Source organism: Acinetobacter sp. ANC 3903 (assembly GCF_002135315.1).
Lineage (GTDB): Bacteria > Pseudomonadota > Gammaproteobacteria > Pseudomonadales > Moraxellaceae > Acinetobacter.
On sequence record NZ_NEGA01000003.1, the window covers coordinates 155,028 to 171,906 of the forward strand.

Sequence of the window (16,879 nt, forward strand, 5' to 3'; positions counted from 1 at the left end):
CGAAGCGGGTTTCTAGAATGAATCCAATTCAGTTTAAACCGAATTAAACATCCAAGTAATCCAAGATCCCTTCTGCGGCTTGACGACCTTCCCAGATTGCAGTCACAACCAGGTCAGAGCCACGTACCATATCGCCACCAGCAAAGATTTTTGGATTTGAAGTCTGGAATTTAAACTCTTGCTGTTCCGGCGCAATAACACGGCCTGAACCATCCAAGTTAATTTTCACATTATTAAACCAATCAGCTGGGCTGGTACGGAAACCAAATGCAAGAAGTACGGCATCCGCTGGCAACACTTCTTCAGAACCTGGAATTGGCTCTGGACTACGGCGACCGCGGCTGTCTGGCTCGCTCAATTGTGTAGTCACAAATTTAACGCCGGTCACTTTGCCGTTTTCACCGACAATTTCAATTGGCTGACGGTTAAACTGGAATTCCACCCCTTCTTCACGCGCATTTTTCACTTCGCGACGTGAACCCGGCATGTTTTCTTCATCACGACGGTAAGCACAGATCACTGATTCAGCACCTTGACGGATAGAAGTACGGTTACAGTCCATCGCAGTGTCACCACCACCTAGTACGATAACCTTTTGGCCTTCTACACTGATATATTCAGCAGGATCTTTTTCCCAACCTTGGCAACGGTTGACGTTGGCAATCAAGAAATCAAGCGCGTCATAGACACCATTCAGATCTTCACCAGCAAAACCACCTTTCATGTAAGTGTATGTCCCCATACCCATGAATACTGCATCATAGTCTGCAAGTAGTTGATCAATCGTTACGTCTGTACCAATTTCAGTATTTAAACGGAATTCAACGCCCATGCCTGTGAAAATTTCACGGCGACGCTTCATCACATCTTTTTCCATTTTGAATTCAGGAATACCGAAAGTCAGCAAACCGCCAATTTCAGGGCGTTTGTCAAATACCACCGGTTTTACACCATTACGTACCAGAATATCCGCACAACCTAGACCGGCAGGACCCGCGCCAATGATTGCGACTTTTTTATCAGTCCACTTTACAGAAGACATATCTGGACGCCAGCCCAAAGCAAAGGCAGTGTCGTTAATGTATTTTTCTGCATTACCAATGGTCACTGCACCAAAACCGTCGTTCAAGGTACAAGCCCCTTCACATAAACGGTCTTGCGGACATACACGACCACATACTTCTGGCAAAGTGTTGGTTTGATGGCACAATTCTGCTGCCTGGAAAATACGGCCTTCAGCAATTAACTTTAACCAGTTTGGAATGTAGTTATGTACCGGACATTTCCATTCACAATAAGGGTTACCACATCCTAAACAGCGATGGGTTTGGTTTGCCGCAATTTCCGCTGTAAAAGGTTTATAAATTTCCACAAACTCTGCTTTGCGGACAGTTAGATCTTTTTTCTCTGGATCTTGGCGTGCTACATCCAGAAATTGAAAGTCATTGTTTAGGCGCTCTGCCATGTCTCTCTCCGTGGGTAGGTGTAACGGTTTCATCTTTTACCGCTACACCTGCCTATCAATCTGCAGTAGTGGAATTATTGTGGATCAGCTTTGGTTGTTTTCAAAAGCGTTTGCAAATTAGCAGCTTTTGGTTTTACAAGCCAGAATTTACGGCTGTAAAAATCAAACTCATTGCGGATCTTGTACGCCCAAGCACTACCTGTTTCAGCAATATGTTCATCTAAGATACGAAGCAAGAATTCTTGATGCTCTTCCATCGCCTCTGTAGAAATACGGTTCAATTCAATTAGCTCATGGTTGTAATGGTCAACGAAGTCGTTATCCAAATCAAGTACATAAGCAAAACCGCCAGTCATACCTGCACCGAAGTTATGACCCACTTTACCGAGTACAGTCACAATACCGCCAGTCATGTATTCACAGCAGTGATCGCCTGCACCTTCAATCACGGCAAAGGCACCTGAGTTACGTACCGCAAAACGCTCACCTGCAGTACCTGCAGCAAACAGTTTACCGCCAGTCGCACCATACAAACAGGTATTACCAATAATTGCCGTTTCTTGAGTTTGGAAAGGCGAACCTTTTGGTGGGAAGATCGATACGCGACCACCCGCCATACCTTTACCGACGTAATCGTTGGCATCGCCTTCAAGTTTGATATGCAAACCGCCAGCATTCCAAACACCGAGTGACTGACCTGCAGTACCTTTCAAATTCATAACAACAGGATGTGCTTCCATGCTGAGGTTGCCATAACGTTTAGCAATCTCACCAGAAATACGTGCACCAATTGAACGGTCACAGTTCACCACATTAAAGCTAAACTCACCGCTCTTACCGGCTTCAATGGTCGGAAGCATCTCATCAACCATTTTCTCTGCAAGCAGACCTTTATCGAATGGCGCATTACCTTGTACTTGGCAATATTGCGCCTTACCTTCTGCAGATGGATGTGAAGTCAATAATGCACTTAAATCCAAGTGAGCATGTTTATCCGTTTCACCTGGCAATACTTCAAGCAGATCAGTACGGCCAATCAGGTCTTTCAGGCTTGATACACCAAGCGCTGCCAACCATTCACGTGTTTCTTCCGCAATAAAGTGGAAGAAGTTGATCAGCATTTCAGGCTCACCGATGTAGTGTTCCTGACGTAAATGATCCTGTTGGGTTGCAACACCGGTCGCACAGTTGTTCAAGTGACAGATACGCAGGTATTTACAACCCAATGCAATCATTGGCGTAGAACCGAAACCGAAGCTTTCCGCACCGAGAATTGCCGCTTTCACCACGTCTAGACCAGTTTTCAAACCACCATCGGTTTGTACGCGTACTTTGCCACGTAGGTCATTCACACGAAGGGCTTGATGCGCTTCAGAAAGACCTAATTCCCATGGAGAACCGGCATGGTGAATTGAAGACAATGGCGACGCTGCGGTACCACCGTCATAACCTGAAATGGTAATGAAGTCAGCATAGGCTTTCGCTACACCTGCAGCAATTGTACCTACACCCGGTTCAGATACCAGTTTTACTGACACCATCGCCTGAGGATTGACTTGTTTCAAGTCAAAGATCAATTGTGACAAATCTTCAATTGAGTAGATATCATGGTGCGGCGGAGGTGAAATTAAGGTTACGCCTGGTACTGAGTAACGTAAACGTGCAATTAAGCCATTCACTTTACCACCCGGTAACTGACCACCTTCACCCGGTTTTGCACCTTGCGCCACTTTAATCTGCAACACTTCAGCAGAAGTTAAATACGCAGGTGTTACACCAAAACGACCAGAAGCGATCTGTTTGATTTTCGAGTTACGGATGGTGCCATAACGCGCTGGATCTTCACCGCCCTCACCAGAGTTTGAACGACCACCGATGGTATTCATGGCAATGGCAATCGCTTCATGTGCTTCAGGAGACAATGCACCCAAAGACATCCCGGCAGAGTCGAAACGTGGCAGAATTTCTTCAACCGATTCCACTTGATCTAGTGCAATTGAATTATCGGTTTTCAGCTTCAACAAGTCACGAATGGTAGCGACCGGACGGTTGTTTACCAGTTCAGCATATTCTTTAAAGTCTGCATATTTGCCAGAACGAACTGATTTATGTAGGGCATTGATCACGTCCGGGTTAAATGCATGGTATTCCTTGTCGAATACGAATTTCAGCATGCCACCCTGATCGATTGGCTTACGTGATTTCCACGCTGTATCAGCCAGTTTTTTCAGATCATTTTCAAGATCAGCAAAAGTTGCACCTTTAATACGACTTGGTACGCCAGTGAAGCATTTAGCAACCACTTCAGTCGACAGACCAACTGCTTCAAATAACTGGCCACCACGGTAAGAGGCAACAGTCGAAATACCCATTTTCGAAAGGACTTTCAATAAGCCTTTTTCAATCCCTTTACGGAAGTTGGCTTGGGCATGGATTGGATCACCCAACAACTCGCCTTTCGCGATCAAGTCATTGATCACGTCATATGCCAGGTAAGGATAAATCGCAGTTGCACCAAAGCCCAAGATCACCGCAAATTGGTGTGGATCACGTGCCAAACCTGTTTCAACAATAATGTTGGCATCAGTACGCAGGCCCACATTGATTAAGTAGTGATGTACTGCACCTGTTGCCATGAGTGCATTAGCAGGCAAGAAACCTTGACGGATTTTCTTGTCTGAAAGCACCAATAAAGTTTTACCATCACGAATCGCTTGTGCAGCCTCGATACAAATACGTGTAAGCGCAGCTTCCAGACCTTCAGTTTCTGCATAGTTCAAATCGATATCAGCAATTTCGTAACCCGGACGCCCAAGGGTACGAATCTGATGCATTTTTGAATTAGTCAGTACAGGACTAGAAATAATCAAGCGATCGGCATGTTCAGGGCTTTGCTCGAATACGTTTTGTTCGCGACCCAGGCAAGTTTCCAATGACATCACAATCGATTCACGTAATGGGTCGATTGGCGGATTGGTGACCTGTGCAAACTGTTGGCGGAAGTAATCTGATACATGGCGTACTTGACGAGACAATACTGCCATTGGCGTATCATCACCCATTGAACCCACTGCTTCCTGGCCACTTTCAGCGATTGGGCGAAGCAACTGGTCACGCTCTTCAAAAGTCACCATGAACATTTTCTGTGATGCTTTCAGCTCATCGCCTTTCAAGCCTTGATCACATAAATATTCTTCCAGTTCCGGACTACCTTGAATGCGTACAGAGTTCTCACGCAACCATTCACGGTAAGGACGCATTTTTTTCAAATGGTTGCTGACATCTTTGGTGTCAAGCATTTTTCCAGTGAAAGTATCAATCACCAGAATTTGACCCGGGCCAACACGACCTTTAGAAATCACATCTTCAGGTTGATAACCCCAAACACCAATTTCTGATGCAAGCGTGATGTAGCCATTTTTAGTAATCACCCAACGTGCTGGACGTAAGCCATTACGATCCAGCATACAGATCGCATGACGGCCATCTTGAATCACCAGACCCGCCGGACCATCCCAAGCTTCCATATGCTTAGAGTTGAATTCATAGAATGCACGAAGGTCTGCATCTAAAGTTTCAACGTTTTGCCAAGCTGGTGGAACCAGCATACGCAGTGCACGGAACAGGTCCATGCCGCCACCGACAAGAATCTCAAGCATGTTATCCAGGCTTGAAGAGTCTGAACCGGTACGGTTCACAATCGGGTTAAGATCGGTTAAGCCAGGTAATAGCGAGTTTTCGAATTTTGGTGTACGCGCCATTGCCCAGTTACGGTTTGCAGTAATGGTGTTGATTTCACCATTATGCGCCAGATAACGGAACGGCTGTGCTAAAGGCCAACGCGGTAAAGTGTTGGTCGAGAAACGTTGGTGGAACACTACAATATGAGATTCCAGGCGTTCATCTGCCAAATCGGTGTAAAAGTCAGCAATCGCTTCAGGCATCATCAGGCCTTTATAGCTAATCACTGTAGAACACAAAGTGGTCACATAGAATGATGGATCATTAGTTAACTGTTGTTCTGCACGACGACGTGCCAAGAACAATTTACGGTTAAACTCGACCTCAGTCACACCCATAGGGCAGTTGACAATAATCTGTTCGAATGCAGGTAAAGACTGCATTGCAATTTCACCAAGCACACCGTTATTGGTTGGAATAACACGCCAAGCGAGAACTTTAAGACCTTCAGATTCAATTTCTTTGGCCAGCACTTGTTTAGAATGTGCAGCAATTGCTGGGTCTACATTTAAAAATACGGTACCGACAGCAAAAATTTCGCTTAAAGTGATATCACTGAGTTTTTTTGCTTCTTCACGGAAGAATTTCTTCGGCATTGCCAAGAGCAGACCACAACCATCCCCTGTCTTACCATCTGCGGCAATACCACCACGGTGTGTCATACAGCTAAGACTATGCATAGCAGTCTTGACGAGATCATGGCTGGCATCACCCTGCATATGGGCGATTAAACCGAAACCACAGTTATCTTTAAACTCATCCGGTTGGTATAAACCTTGAGCGGGAGCTACAGTATTAGGCGATGGCATGTGCATAGCGTACCCTTCTTTTCAACATGGCCCATAAAGCGGGCATCTAACAATCAAATATCTTCTTTGCGATTTAGTCCAATTTACTCACTTTAAGATCAATGATGAGTAAAATCTTTTCATCATGCTTAAGATAATCCGATTTTAATCTTTGTACATGAATTAATTGCAAAAATGTTTTGCTTCGTTCACGCACTCTTTTAAAGCAGGCAAATTTGACGATTTCGCACAATCATTGAATCTTTTCGCGCCAAAACAGGGACATCAACTCAATTCACGCACCAATTAAGCAAAAAATATGCCAATCACAAAAAGACAATGCTAAACGTTTTAAATATAGAAACATTAAAGTTTTGCGAATTTTATCAAACTCTCAGCAAAACATTTTTTGCACTATATTTGTGCGTATTATTATTTTTATAACCTAATTTGCTCTATTTTAGAACTATATTTTTAGTTAAATGGGTCATTAATTTCTTTTTCTGCAACTTTATTTCCGCCTTGTTTCGGTGCAGATTCGACAGCTGAATGTGACTGCTGTACATCCACTACATTGCCCTGTTCGTCGCGACGTGTCACAGTGGTGGTTGTAGTTGCTGTTTTAGCATCAGTTGCCGGCTCATTGGATTTTGGTTTTACAATTGCCAATACGCTTTCGTCAACTTTAGGTAAAGGCGCAGATTTCAGATTGACTGCATACAGCTTATTATTAGTGCCCATTTCATCTGCGCCCATGTCATTTACTAAAGATACATAATTTTCAATATCCTGTACTTTAGGCTGAACAGTCTTGGGAAATTGCAGCGGTAATTGCTCTAGCATACGTTGAGCTTCATCTTTATTTCTATATACTCCATAGAGAAGCACATATTGTTCAATCTGGTTCTCACCGCTTAAACGTATATAAAAAAAGTTCTTGCGATCGGATTGTTTTTTTAAAAAACTGCGAATCACATCATCTTTGGTTGTGCGAAACAATTCGATGGTACTTGCGTTCTTATTATCATTAATAAACTTGCTACCACGAAATTCCGGTTCATAACTTCCAGTGGTCACCACACGTGTGGTCATTTCTAAAGGACGAACTTCATCCTGTAGCGCACCAAGCAAGTTCGTTGCAGCAACTTTTTCGGGTTGAATTTGTAGCTCAGACTCCGTTTCAGCAGATTTTTCCACTTCAACTAAAGCATCACTATCCGTGATTGCCCAAAAAACAAGTGCTGCAAATAAACACACCACCCCACACACCAGCCAGATATAATTTTGAATACGTTGCCATTGTGTACGGAGGGTTGCCATGAGTTATGCCTTTTCTTGATTCGCTAAAATCGCTTGTTTCATCAATTCCACATCAAATTCTTTGGTAATTACGGCTTGCCCCAGTGCTTTCATCAGGACCAGACGCAACTGCCCATTCAGCACTTTTTTATCATGTGACATATAGGCAAGAAATTCTTGCAGTGGAATAGCTGGGCATTTTACGGGTAAATGAGCACGTTGAATGATTTTTTTTGTACGTTCTAGATCTTCAAGTGAAATCCAGCCCATACGTTGTGACAAATCAGCCGCCATCACCATCCCCGTAGCAACAGCTTCTCCATGTAGCCAAACGCCATACCCCAAATAGGATTCGATTGCATGACCAAAAGTATGACCTAAATTCAGTAAGGCACGTTCGCCTTGTTCTTTTTCATCATTGGCGACAATGCGTGCTTTATGAGCGCAAGATTTATATACAGCTTCAGCGAGCAGTCCAGGATCGCGCGCAACCAGCCCATCCATATTTTGTTCAAGCCAGACCAAGAAATCACGATCTCCCAGTAAGGCATATTTAATCACTTCTGCCAAACCCGCAGATAACTCGCGGTCTGGCAAAGTCGAAAGCTGCGACATATCAGCCAGCACAACTTGAGGTTGCTGAAAAGCCCCAATCATGTTTTTACCGAGTGGATGATTGATACCGGTTTTCCCGCCCACACTTGAATCGACTTGCGACAAAAGTGTCGTCGGCACCTGAATGAAATATACCCCACGCTGGAAACAAGCAGATGCAAAGCCCGCCATATCCCCAATAACTCCGCCACCCAAAGCCAATACTGTCGCATCCCGGTTAAAACCCGCTTCCAGCAAAGCATTAAAAATGAGATTTAAATGCTCAATATTTTTATACTTTTCGCCATCAGGCAAAATACATGTCGCAACCGTTTTCCCCAGACCTTCAATCGCACTGAGGTAATGCTCTAGATATAAAGGGGCAACCGTTGTATTGGTTACCACCATCACCTGCTTTCCGTGAATATAAGGCTCAAGTAATGATTGAGGATCTAAATCACTACCAATAAAGATAGGATAACGGCGATCACCGAGTTCAACATGTAAAGTTTGCATGAAATTAAAACCGTTAATTAGACTAGCTTTGCTTCTTGAGAAACAATCATATGTAAGATTTTTTGCGCTAAATCACGAGCAGCGCCCTGATTTGTTTCGATAATATAATCTGCAACTTCACGATATAAGGGATCGCGAACAGCCAATAAATCACGTAACTTTTGTTCAGGATTTTCAACTTGCAGTAAAGGACGGTTTTTATCCCGATAAGTGCGCTGTAATTGTATTTCGACAGGAGTATAAAGGTAAACCACAATTCCACGTTGTTTTAAGAATTCACGATTAGGTGACTGGGTCACTGCTCCACCACCAGTTGCAATAACCAACTGTGAACGAGCAGTGAGTTCATCAATCACCATTGTTTCACGGTTACGAAATCCCTTTTCACCTTCTTTTTCAAAGATCCAAGGAATTGTCGCACCTGTTTTACGCTCTATTTCCTGATCACTATCAAGAAACTCTCGTCCCAACAGTTCCGCTAAATGACGACCAACCGTTGTTTTCCCAGCCCCCATTGGCCCTACCAAATAGACATTTGGCAGGGTTTCAAACTCATTGCTTGGCAAGGAGTCACCTATTTATTTTGCTAAATTTAAAATATATTAATGATTTCTTGAAACACTGTCATCAACAATTCGTGGTGTAACAAAAATCAGTAGTTCGCTCTTATTATCCTTTTTTACATCTTTACGGAATAAGCGTCCCACATAAGGCAAGTCTCCCAAGAAAGGCACCTTAGTTTGAGTATTGGCTGTCTGCTGTTCAAAAATACCCCCCAAGACTACTGTTTCGCCATTTTCAACCAATACATTGGTGTTGATCTCATTTTTATTGATTGTATATTGACCGGTAGGTGTTGGATTCCCTACAGAGTCATTTTTGATTTGCAACAACATCTGGATTTTGCCATCTGGAGTAATGCTTGGCGTGACATCTAAACTCAAAGTTGCATCAACAAATGAAGTTGTGGAAACAGCATTTGCCCCCCCTCCTTGAGAAGATTGATAAGGAATTTGGGTACCCGATGCTACTTTTGCTGCTTGTTTGTCAGCAGTGAGTACTTTAGGAGTAGAAATAACTTCACCATAACCATCAGCTTGCAATGCAGAAAGTTCTAAATCCAGCATAAAATCAGACAAGCTAATCAAACCAAAAGCAATTCGGCTAGCTCCAGTCGATGTCACCCCTAAATCCACATTTAAGTTCTGTGGACGTTGAATGGTATATTTACCATCATCACTAGGAGTTTTTAAATTCCATAAGGTGGTGTCACTACCACCGACCAACAAATCATTATTTTGGGTAATCCCTTGCGAAAGAATTCCCCATTTCACTCCCATCTCTTTAGTAAAATCAGTTGTTGCACGAACTATACGTGCTTCAACCATAACCTGTTTCACAGCCACATCCAGCAAATCCACCATTTTGCGAACTTTATCGATGTTTTGTGAAGTATCGTTAATAATCAAGGTATTTGTACGTGCATCAACCGAAATTGAACCACGTGGACTTAAGAGGGTTTCACCTGAATTATCATTTGATCTACCACCACTACTCCCACCACCCGAATTATTCGACTGTTTAGTTTCAGTAATTAACTTTTCAATATCAGTGACTTTAGCGTAACTTAATTTTAAATATTCAGTTTGAATCGGCGCCAATTTTACACTTTGTGCTATAGCTTTAGCTTCTTCTTCTTCCGCCTTGATCAGTTCTGATACCGGTGCAATCCAGATCACGTTGCCATTACGGCGCTTATCCAGATTTTTGGTTTTTAAAATAATATCAAGAGCCTGATCCCAAGGTACATCTTTTAAACGCAGGGTAATATTGCCTTGAACGCTATCCGCAGTCACCATATTGATACCGGTGAAATCTGCCAATAATTGCAGTACACGACGTACTTCAATATCTTGGAAATCCAAAGAAATCTTTTTCCCTGTATAAGCATTCGCTGCTTTAGGTTTTAATGGATTTTTATCTTCAGGACGTTTTAAGCTGATGGTTAGTTTATTATCAGTCTGATAAGCCATATATTCATAGCTACCAGAAGTCTGAATGGTAATCACGCCATTACTACCGTCATTTGTAGCATCAACCGTGGATACTGGAGTTGCAAAATCATTGACATTTAAACGACGTGCCAAGTGTGCAGGAACTTTGTTACCCAAAGTTCGTACTACTACTTTACTGCCTTGCTGTTGTACATCTACTGGAGTATTGCTCCCCAATAAATCGACTACGATTTGGCCTTCACCTTGACTGCCACGCTGGAAACCAATATTAGAAATGCCTTGCGCAGTTTTTTGAGCCACCACTTGCTGTGATGCAAATGTATTTCCAGCAGCAGAATTAATTTTTAATATAAAGGTATTGCCTTCAATACGTGTGGTAAAGGCACCTGCATCAGCCAAGTTCACAGTTAAACGTGAACGTTGCGCATCCGAACTCACATCGACCGAAGTTGCCTCTTTCGTTGCGACAGGTATGCTATTTTGTTGTAAATTTTGTTGTGCTTTATCAAAATCAAGAATCAAACGTGACGGCTGCTCAAGTTGATAAGCTTGAGGTTGTGGTGGTAAACCATTAAACATCACACGGATTTCTGTACCTTGACCTGCAATCTGCATCGGCACAATATTAGTAATACTGACTTGTGCATTTGCAACCTGCATGATCGCGATCGCAACAGCACCCATAGAAAATTGACGAAACAAATGGTTCATTGTATTGCCATCCCCAAATATAAAATCTTTAAAACTATTATTCATTTTTATTCCTTTTAAACTTAAGGCGCTGGTCCAAGTAATACTAGACTTCTTGGACGTTCCACGTATCCTTCTCGCCCATCTGGAATAATTTCCACGAGATCAATTTGTGTAGGTGTAATATTGATCACACGACCATGATTCACACCCATATAACTGCCGCGCTGTATTCGTTCAATTTCACCATCTGGCGTCTGAATCAATGCCAGTATCTGTCCAGACTGGCTACGCATACTTCCCTTCATATTTAACGATTCAATCGCATAACTTTCTAAAGGCTGCAGTTGACGTGACAAATTAGGATAGACCCGCTTTCCTGACATAATTTTTAATTCAGCAGCCAGCGAACTCGGTAAAAAAGGACTCTTCAACTGGTGTGCCGCATAATCGAATGTCGGTACAGGAGGAAAAACCGGAGCGGGTTCAATCGGTAATGGGGGTTGATTACGGATATTGGCCATTTGTTCATTCACGGCATCAATACGCGAGTCACAGCCTACTAACATTAAACCCAACATCAAGCTGAGAGAGATTTTTTGCATTTTCATTACTTTGCCCCTCCAGTTGTAGCCGTTGAGTTAGCATCCGTAGCCTGAGTACCAGTAGCTGGAGTAGCCGTAGTCTGAGCATCCGTAACGCCAATATAACGATATGTTTTTGCTTTAACGCTATAATTCACTTGAGGAATGTCAGATTTTTTCTCTTTATTTTCCGATGCTGTAATCTCAAAGTCATGCAAAGTCACAATACGTGGTAATGCCGCAATCCCGCTAACAAAAGAACCAAAAGCGTGATAATCACCCGTAGCTTCAATCGCAATTGGCTGTTCAATAAAGAACTCTTGTTTTATTTCATTTTCTAAACGGATATTTTTGAATTTCAGACCAGAGTTTACACCAGTGACGTTGATATCCTCGACCAGTCCAGGAATCTCGGTTTCTTTAGGCAGTTGCTCCAGCTGCTGATTAAAATTCGCTTCCATTTCCTGTAACTGCGCTTGCAATAATTGCAGGTTACGAAGTTTGGAGTCTTTTTCACGAAACTCATTGAGCAGGTTTTGCTCTTGAGCAGCAGCATTGGAAATATCTTCCAATTTACTTTTAATTGTTAAAAAATAACCCAGAATCCCAATCGCCAGCACAATCGCAATCCAGCAGGTGATTTTGACGGATAACGGCCAACTACCATAATTATTTGGATCTAAAGTATTGAACTGCTGAAGAAACTTATCCAGCGTCATTTTCTTTTTACGCGCCACAGCTTCATTTGGATTTAATTCATCAAATTCATCGAGACTCATTTCGCTGCCTCCACGGTTGAATTAGCTGTACTGGATGGTGCTTGTTGTTGTGCTTCTGGTGCAGCTGGTTGTGCGATTTCGTCTAAGTCAGCAGTCACCACAAATGAACCATAACCTTCTTCAACACGCGGAACGACTGAACTAGGCGCTTTATCTTTTTGCTCTTCAACTGCTAAAAAAGAATTCATAAAAGCGTTGCGATACCAAGCAGATGACTCCAAATTACGTAAAAACTCTGCCACGGTATTCGGGCTTTCCGCCTTCCCCTCGATAGTAAATTTATCGCCTGTACGCACAAATTTGGTAATGTACAAATTAGTTGGCGTTACTCGTACCAATTCGTCAATCAGACGTACTGCAATCGGACGTTGCCCTTGCAAGCCTTGAATCAGTTTCATACGCTCAATAATAGCATTGCGCTGTGCTTCCAAACCTTCCAGAGATTTTAATTGCACATCAAGATTTTGATTGGTGCTGGTAATGAGTTGATTGGCCTGTTCCTGGTCTCCAAGTTTATGATCATAATAAAACCATGATGATGTAACCGCCAAAGCGCCAATGAATGCAGCCCCAATACAAACTGCTATAAATTCTTTTTTTCGTTTCTCTCTCAGCTCATCACGCCAAGGGAGCAAGTTAATTCTTGCCATTAATCAAAACTCCTCAATGCCAGACCACATGCCACCATGAGCGAGGAAGCATCATTCTCTATTTTTTTAATATCGATTTGTGGAGAAAACCCCATTTGCAAAAATGGGTTGGCAATCGTGACGCGATAACCCAGTTTTTGTTGTAGTAATTTCGCGAGTCCTGGAATATTAGCATTCCCCCCCCCCAATAAAATGTGGTCAATCTCATTAAACTGTGAAGACGAGAAGAAGAACTGCAGTGATCTTGCTGCCTGTTGAACTACAGCTTCCAAGAACGGCTCTAAGACTTCAACATCATAGTCATCGGGCAATGAACGGGTTTTCTTGGCACGGCCCGCTTCTTCAAAAGACAGACCATAGCGATTTTGAATTTCTTGAGTCAGCTGTTTACCGCCAAACACCTGCTCTCTGGTATAAATCACTTTATTATTTTGCATCACAGATAAGGTCGTCATGGTATGACCTATATCTAAAACACCAACCGTATTCACACCTATTGGTAAAGTATCGGAAAATACTTTATAGGCATTTTCTATCGCAAAACTTTCAACATCGGCAATTTTTGGTGTCAGGTTAGCCAGTTCCAACACTTCAGCACGTGCTTCTACATTTTCAAGACGCGTTGCAACTAAAAGCACATTCACCCGATTCGGATTGGCTAAACGATCCGGCAATACTTCAAAATCCAGACTGGCTTCATCCAGAGGAAAGGGAATGTATTGCTCTGCATCCATACGGATCTGAACTTCACGTTCGTCATCCGTCATATCGGCATCCATTTCAATGGTTTTGGTAATCACCAATGAAGTTGGGATGGCAAGGGCTGCAGCTTTAGATTGCGTATTGGCAAGATTAAGCGCTCGCTCTAGTGCATCTCCGACTGCTTCTGGATTTAAAATATTTTTTTCAACAACACTACCTTCAGGCAAAGGAACCAGTGCATAGCTCTCAACCCAGTACCTGTTACCGCTCTTAACAGAAAGTTCTAACAATTTAACAGAAGTAGAACTAATATCTACTCCTACTAACCCCTTATTCGGCTTACGATATAACCTGAGCACAATATACTTCCTATTATTTTTTTATCCCCAATAAAAGTAACCTACTAATCAGTGCTGGTCTATAATTTTATACAGATACAATAACTCATCTAACAATCTGCATGTGTAAAGGCTATACTGACCGCTAATTAGTTTGCCATTAGCTCTTATTAAAACTTACTTGTTATGAAAAAGCTATCACGTTCGGGCCATGTTCATCCATTTTTTTTGATCATAATTATAGTTTTGGTCTCAATTCCGATGGGATTTTATGGCATGTATCTCTATATTGCCCCATCCTTACCCAAAATGACCACCTTAAAAAAGGCGCCGTTATTAAAACCTTTACAAGTATATAGTGCTGATAATGAGCTTATTGCTGAGTATGGCGGGAAATTGTCTGTTCCTGTGGAATACAAACAGATTCCAAAACCCTTTATCTCGGCTTTCCTTGCTGCAGAGGATTCATCCTTCTTTGAACATAGCGGAATTAGCTTTAAAGGTTTAGGACGTGCATTGAGTGAAACCATCACCGGTTCCAACGTACAAACCGGCGGTTCTACCATCACCATGCAGGTGGCTAAAAATTATTATTTAACACCAGAACGCACGCTAAAACGCAAACTGACTGAAATTTTCTTAGCACGTAAAATTGAACAGAACCTGACCAAGGAAGAAATTCTCACCCTATATGTGAATAAAATTTTCTTGGGTAAAAATGCCTATGGCATTGCTGCAGCTGCAAAAATTTACTACAACAAAAACCTGGATCAGCTCAGTATTGCTCAAATGGCCATGATTGCAGGGCTGCCCAAAGCACCTTCAAAATACAATCCTGTGGTCAATCCTACCCGCGCCTTGGAACGTCGCAACTGGATTCTGGGACGTATGCTACAGCTGGGTTATATCAATCAGACTCAGTATAAACAGGCCATTGCTGAACCCATTAACCTTGATATGCCTGAACGTGGCATCAATAATAAATTTCCCTATGTGGGCGAAATGGTACGTTCAGAATTAATGGAAAAGTTTGGTGAACAAGCAATTGATTCTGGATATAAAGTCTATACCACCATTAATAGTCAACGTCAGGCTTTCGCAGAACAATCGGTACAAGAAGGTCTCGAAGCCTATGACCGTCGACATGGCTGGAGAGGTGCTGAAGCCCATGACAAACCCTTGAGCGAATTCATGGCGTATGCAAATACCTATCCTGCCAAGGTGATTAAAGTCGATAAAAATGCTTTTGAAGCATTGATGCAAGATGGCTCTAACGTGACTGTACCTTGGTCAGGCATGTCTTGGGCTTCTCCTTACAGGAATGCCAACAGTGTAGGTCCTGCTCCACGCACAGCTTCCCAAATTGTTAAAGTAAACGATATTATTCGGTTACGCCCGAATGACAATAAATCCTCTTGGGCACTGGTACAAATTCCTAAAGCTCAAGGTCAGCTCATTGCATTGAACCCCAACAACGGCGCAATTGAAGCCATTGTCGGGGGATATAATTTTTACCAGTCCAAATTTAACCGTGCCTTACAAGGCTGGCGTCAACCAGGTTCCACCATCAAACCTTTTGTCTATGCATTGGCACTTGAGCGTGGCATGACACCCTACAGTATGGTCAATGACAGTCCGATCACGATAGGAAAATGGTCACCGAAAAACTCGGATGGTCGTTATCTTGGCATGATTCCATTACGTCGCGCCTTGTATTTATCACGGAATACCGTGTCCGTTCGCCTGCTGCAAACGGTGGGTATTGAGCGCACCCGACAATTACTGATGGATTTCGGTTTGCATGAAAATCAGATCCCGCGAAATTACACCATTGCCCTAGGTACACCACAAGTTCTTCCGATTCAAATGGCCACAGGTTATGCCACATTCGCCAATGGCGGTTACCGCATTCAGCCGCATTTTATTGACCGTATTGAAGATGCATATGGCAAAGTGATTTATCAAAGTAATCCGGACTATGCATGTATTTCCTGCATCAACCAAACTGATGAAGAAACTAACTCTGCAGAACCGGTAACCCCTGATGATGAAGTAATTGATGTCACCAATCAGACATTACCAGAAGAAAAAGAACTGGCCAAACTTGAACTTGATGAAACAAAAAGCCAGTACCGTCAGGCACAGCGTGTCTTAAAATCAAGCTCTGCATATGACATGGCCAATATTCTGCGTGATGTGATTCAGCATGGTACCGGACGTGCCGCATTAAGAATTGGTCGCGATGATCTTGGCGGTAAAACCGGAACAACCAATGATGCCAAAGATGCCTGGTTTGCCGGTTTTAATGGCAAACTGGTGACGGTTGCCTGGGTCGGTTTTGACCAGCCGACTACGTTGGGTCGCCTTGAGTATGGGGGTGTTGCCGCCTTGCCAATCTGGACCAACTTTATGGGCAATGCCTTAAAAGGCACACCGGCAGCCTGGGTGCATTTTGACAAAAACGCCAAAGCACCAACCAATCATAACCAGACGATTACTGTCGGTGAACCTGTTCAAACAGACCGTTCATCTCCACCTTTGGCTCGTCCATTGTATCGTCCAGCACCGGTTGCTCCAGCACGGGCACCGGAACGTGACTTTGAAGATCTTCCTGGAGAGAAAATCCTGGTTCCGGATAATACCAACCCGCCAGACATGCAAAAACAAAACCACAAACCGGATGCACTTGATCATCTGATTGATGTATTTGAATAGCAT

The 16,879-nt window shown here is 42.9% G+C and carries 11 protein-coding genes; 1 reads left to right on the forward strand and 10 read right to left on the reverse strand.

Annotated features, from left to right (window positions below; genetic code table 11):
* Positions 1 to 43: 43 nt before the first annotated feature.
* The 10 genes from B9T29_RS03280 to B9T29_RS03325 all read right to left on the reverse strand — a co-directional run bounded on the left by B9T29_RS03280 (position 44) and on the right by B9T29_RS03325 (position 14,182).
* Complete coding sequence (locus tag B9T29_RS03280; RefSeq protein ID WP_086174550.1) at positions 44 to 1,465, reverse strand: FAD-dependent oxidoreductase; 1,422 nt, start codon at positions 1,463 to 1,465, stop codon at positions 44 to 46.
* A gap of 74 nt (positions 1,466 to 1,539) precedes the next feature.
* A complete protein-coding gene (gene gltB, locus B9T29_RS03285; RefSeq protein WP_171263961.1) occupies positions 1,540 to 6,015 on the reverse strand; it encodes a glutamate synthase large subunit in 4,476 nt (1,491 codons plus the stop codon).
* A 453-nt stretch (positions 6,016 to 6,468) separates the two neighbouring features.
* Positions 6,469 to 7,314 carry a hypothetical protein gene (locus tag B9T29_RS03290; protein WP_086174552.1) on the reverse strand — a complete coding sequence of 282 codons (846 nt, stop codon included), beginning with the start codon at positions 7,312 to 7,314 and terminating at the stop codon, positions 6,469 to 6,471.
* A 3-nt stretch (positions 7,315 to 7,317) separates the two neighbouring features.
* Complete coding sequence (aroB, locus tag B9T29_RS03295; RefSeq protein WP_086174553.1) at positions 7,318 to 8,403, reverse strand: 3-dehydroquinate synthase; 1,086 nt, start codon at positions 8,401 to 8,403, stop codon at positions 7,318 to 7,320.
* A gap of 17 nt (positions 8,404 to 8,420) precedes the next feature.
* A complete protein-coding gene (gene aroK, locus B9T29_RS03300) occupies positions 8,421 to 8,969 on the reverse strand; it encodes a shikimate kinase AroK (protein ID WP_086174554.1) in 549 nt (182 codons plus the stop codon).
* Between the two features lie 36 nt (positions 8,970 to 9,005).
* On the reverse strand, positions 9,006 to 11,129 hold the full coding sequence (gene pilQ, locus B9T29_RS03305; RefSeq protein ID WP_171263962.1) for a type IV pilus secretin PilQ family protein: 2,124 nt from the start codon (positions 11,127 to 11,129) through the stop codon (positions 9,006 to 9,008).
* A 62-nt stretch (positions 11,130 to 11,191) separates the two neighbouring features.
* Complete coding sequence (locus B9T29_RS03310) at positions 11,192 to 11,719, reverse strand: pilus assembly protein PilP (RefSeq protein ID WP_086174556.1); 528 nt, start codon at positions 11,717 to 11,719, stop codon at positions 11,192 to 11,194.
* Positions 11,719 to 12,471 carry a type 4a pilus biogenesis protein PilO gene (locus tag B9T29_RS03315; protein ID WP_086174557.1) on the reverse strand — a complete coding sequence of 251 codons (753 nt, stop codon included), beginning with the start codon at positions 12,469 to 12,471 and terminating at the stop codon, positions 11,719 to 11,721. Before B9T29_RS03315 ends, B9T29_RS03310 begins: the two co-directional genes overlap by 1 nt.
* The gene (locus B9T29_RS03320; RefSeq protein WP_086174558.1) at positions 12,468 to 13,121 is read right to left on the reverse strand and encodes a PilN domain-containing protein; all 654 of its coding nucleotides are present in this window, start codon (positions 13,119 to 13,121) and stop codon (positions 12,468 to 12,470) included. Before B9T29_RS03320 ends, B9T29_RS03315 begins: the two co-directional genes overlap by 4 nt.
* The gene (locus tag B9T29_RS03325) at positions 13,121 to 14,182 is read right to left on the reverse strand and encodes a pilus assembly protein PilM (protein ID WP_086174559.1); all 1,062 of its coding nucleotides are present in this window, start codon (positions 14,180 to 14,182) and stop codon (positions 13,121 to 13,123) included. The genes B9T29_RS03320 and B9T29_RS03325 overlap by 1 nt, the downstream gene beginning before the upstream one ends.
* 165 nt (positions 14,183 to 14,347) lie before the next feature.
* Here B9T29_RS03325 and ponA point away from each other — a divergent pair, with 165 nt between their 5' ends.
* Complete coding sequence (ponA, locus tag B9T29_RS03330) at positions 14,348 to 16,876, forward strand: penicillin-binding protein PBP1a (RefSeq protein ID WP_086174560.1); 2,529 nt, start codon at positions 14,348 to 14,350, stop codon at positions 16,874 to 16,876.
* Positions 16,877 to 16,879: the final 3 nt, after the last annotated feature.

Excerpts from the sequence above, each read along its gene's own strand:
- pilQ (WP_171263962.1), bottom strand. The coding sequence starts at position 11,129 with ATGAACCATTTGTTTCGTCAATTTTCTATGGGTGCTGTTGCGATCGCG.
- aroB (WP_086174553.1), bottom strand. The coding sequence starts at position 8,403 with ATGCAAACTTTACATGTTGAACTCGGTGATCGCCGTTATCCTATCTTT.
- B9T29_RS03315 (WP_086174557.1), bottom strand. The coding sequence starts at position 12,471 with ATGAGTCTCGATGAATTTGATGAATTAAATCCAAATGAAGCTGTGGCG.
- B9T29_RS03310 (WP_086174556.1), bottom strand. The coding sequence starts at position 11,719 with ATGAAAATGCAAAAAATCTCTCTCAGCTTGATGTTGGGTTTAATGTTA.
- B9T29_RS03280 (WP_086174550.1), bottom strand. The coding sequence starts at position 1,465 with ATGGCAGAGCGCCTAAACAATGACTTTCAATTTCTGGATGTAGCACGC.
- ponA (WP_086174560.1), top strand. The coding sequence starts at position 14,348 with ATGAAAAAGCTATCACGTTCGGGCCATGTTCATCCATTTTTTTTGATC.
- B9T29_RS03320 (WP_086174558.1), bottom strand. The coding sequence starts at position 13,121 with ATGGCAAGAATTAACTTGCTCCCTTGGCGTGATGAGCTGAGAGAGAAA.
- B9T29_RS03290 (WP_086174552.1), bottom strand. The coding sequence starts at position 7,314 with ATGGCAACCCTCCGTACACAATGGCAACGTATTCAAAATTATATCTGG.
- gltB (WP_171263961.1), bottom strand. The coding sequence starts at position 6,015 with ATGCCATCGCCTAATACTGTAGCTCCCGCTCAAGGTTTATACCAACCG.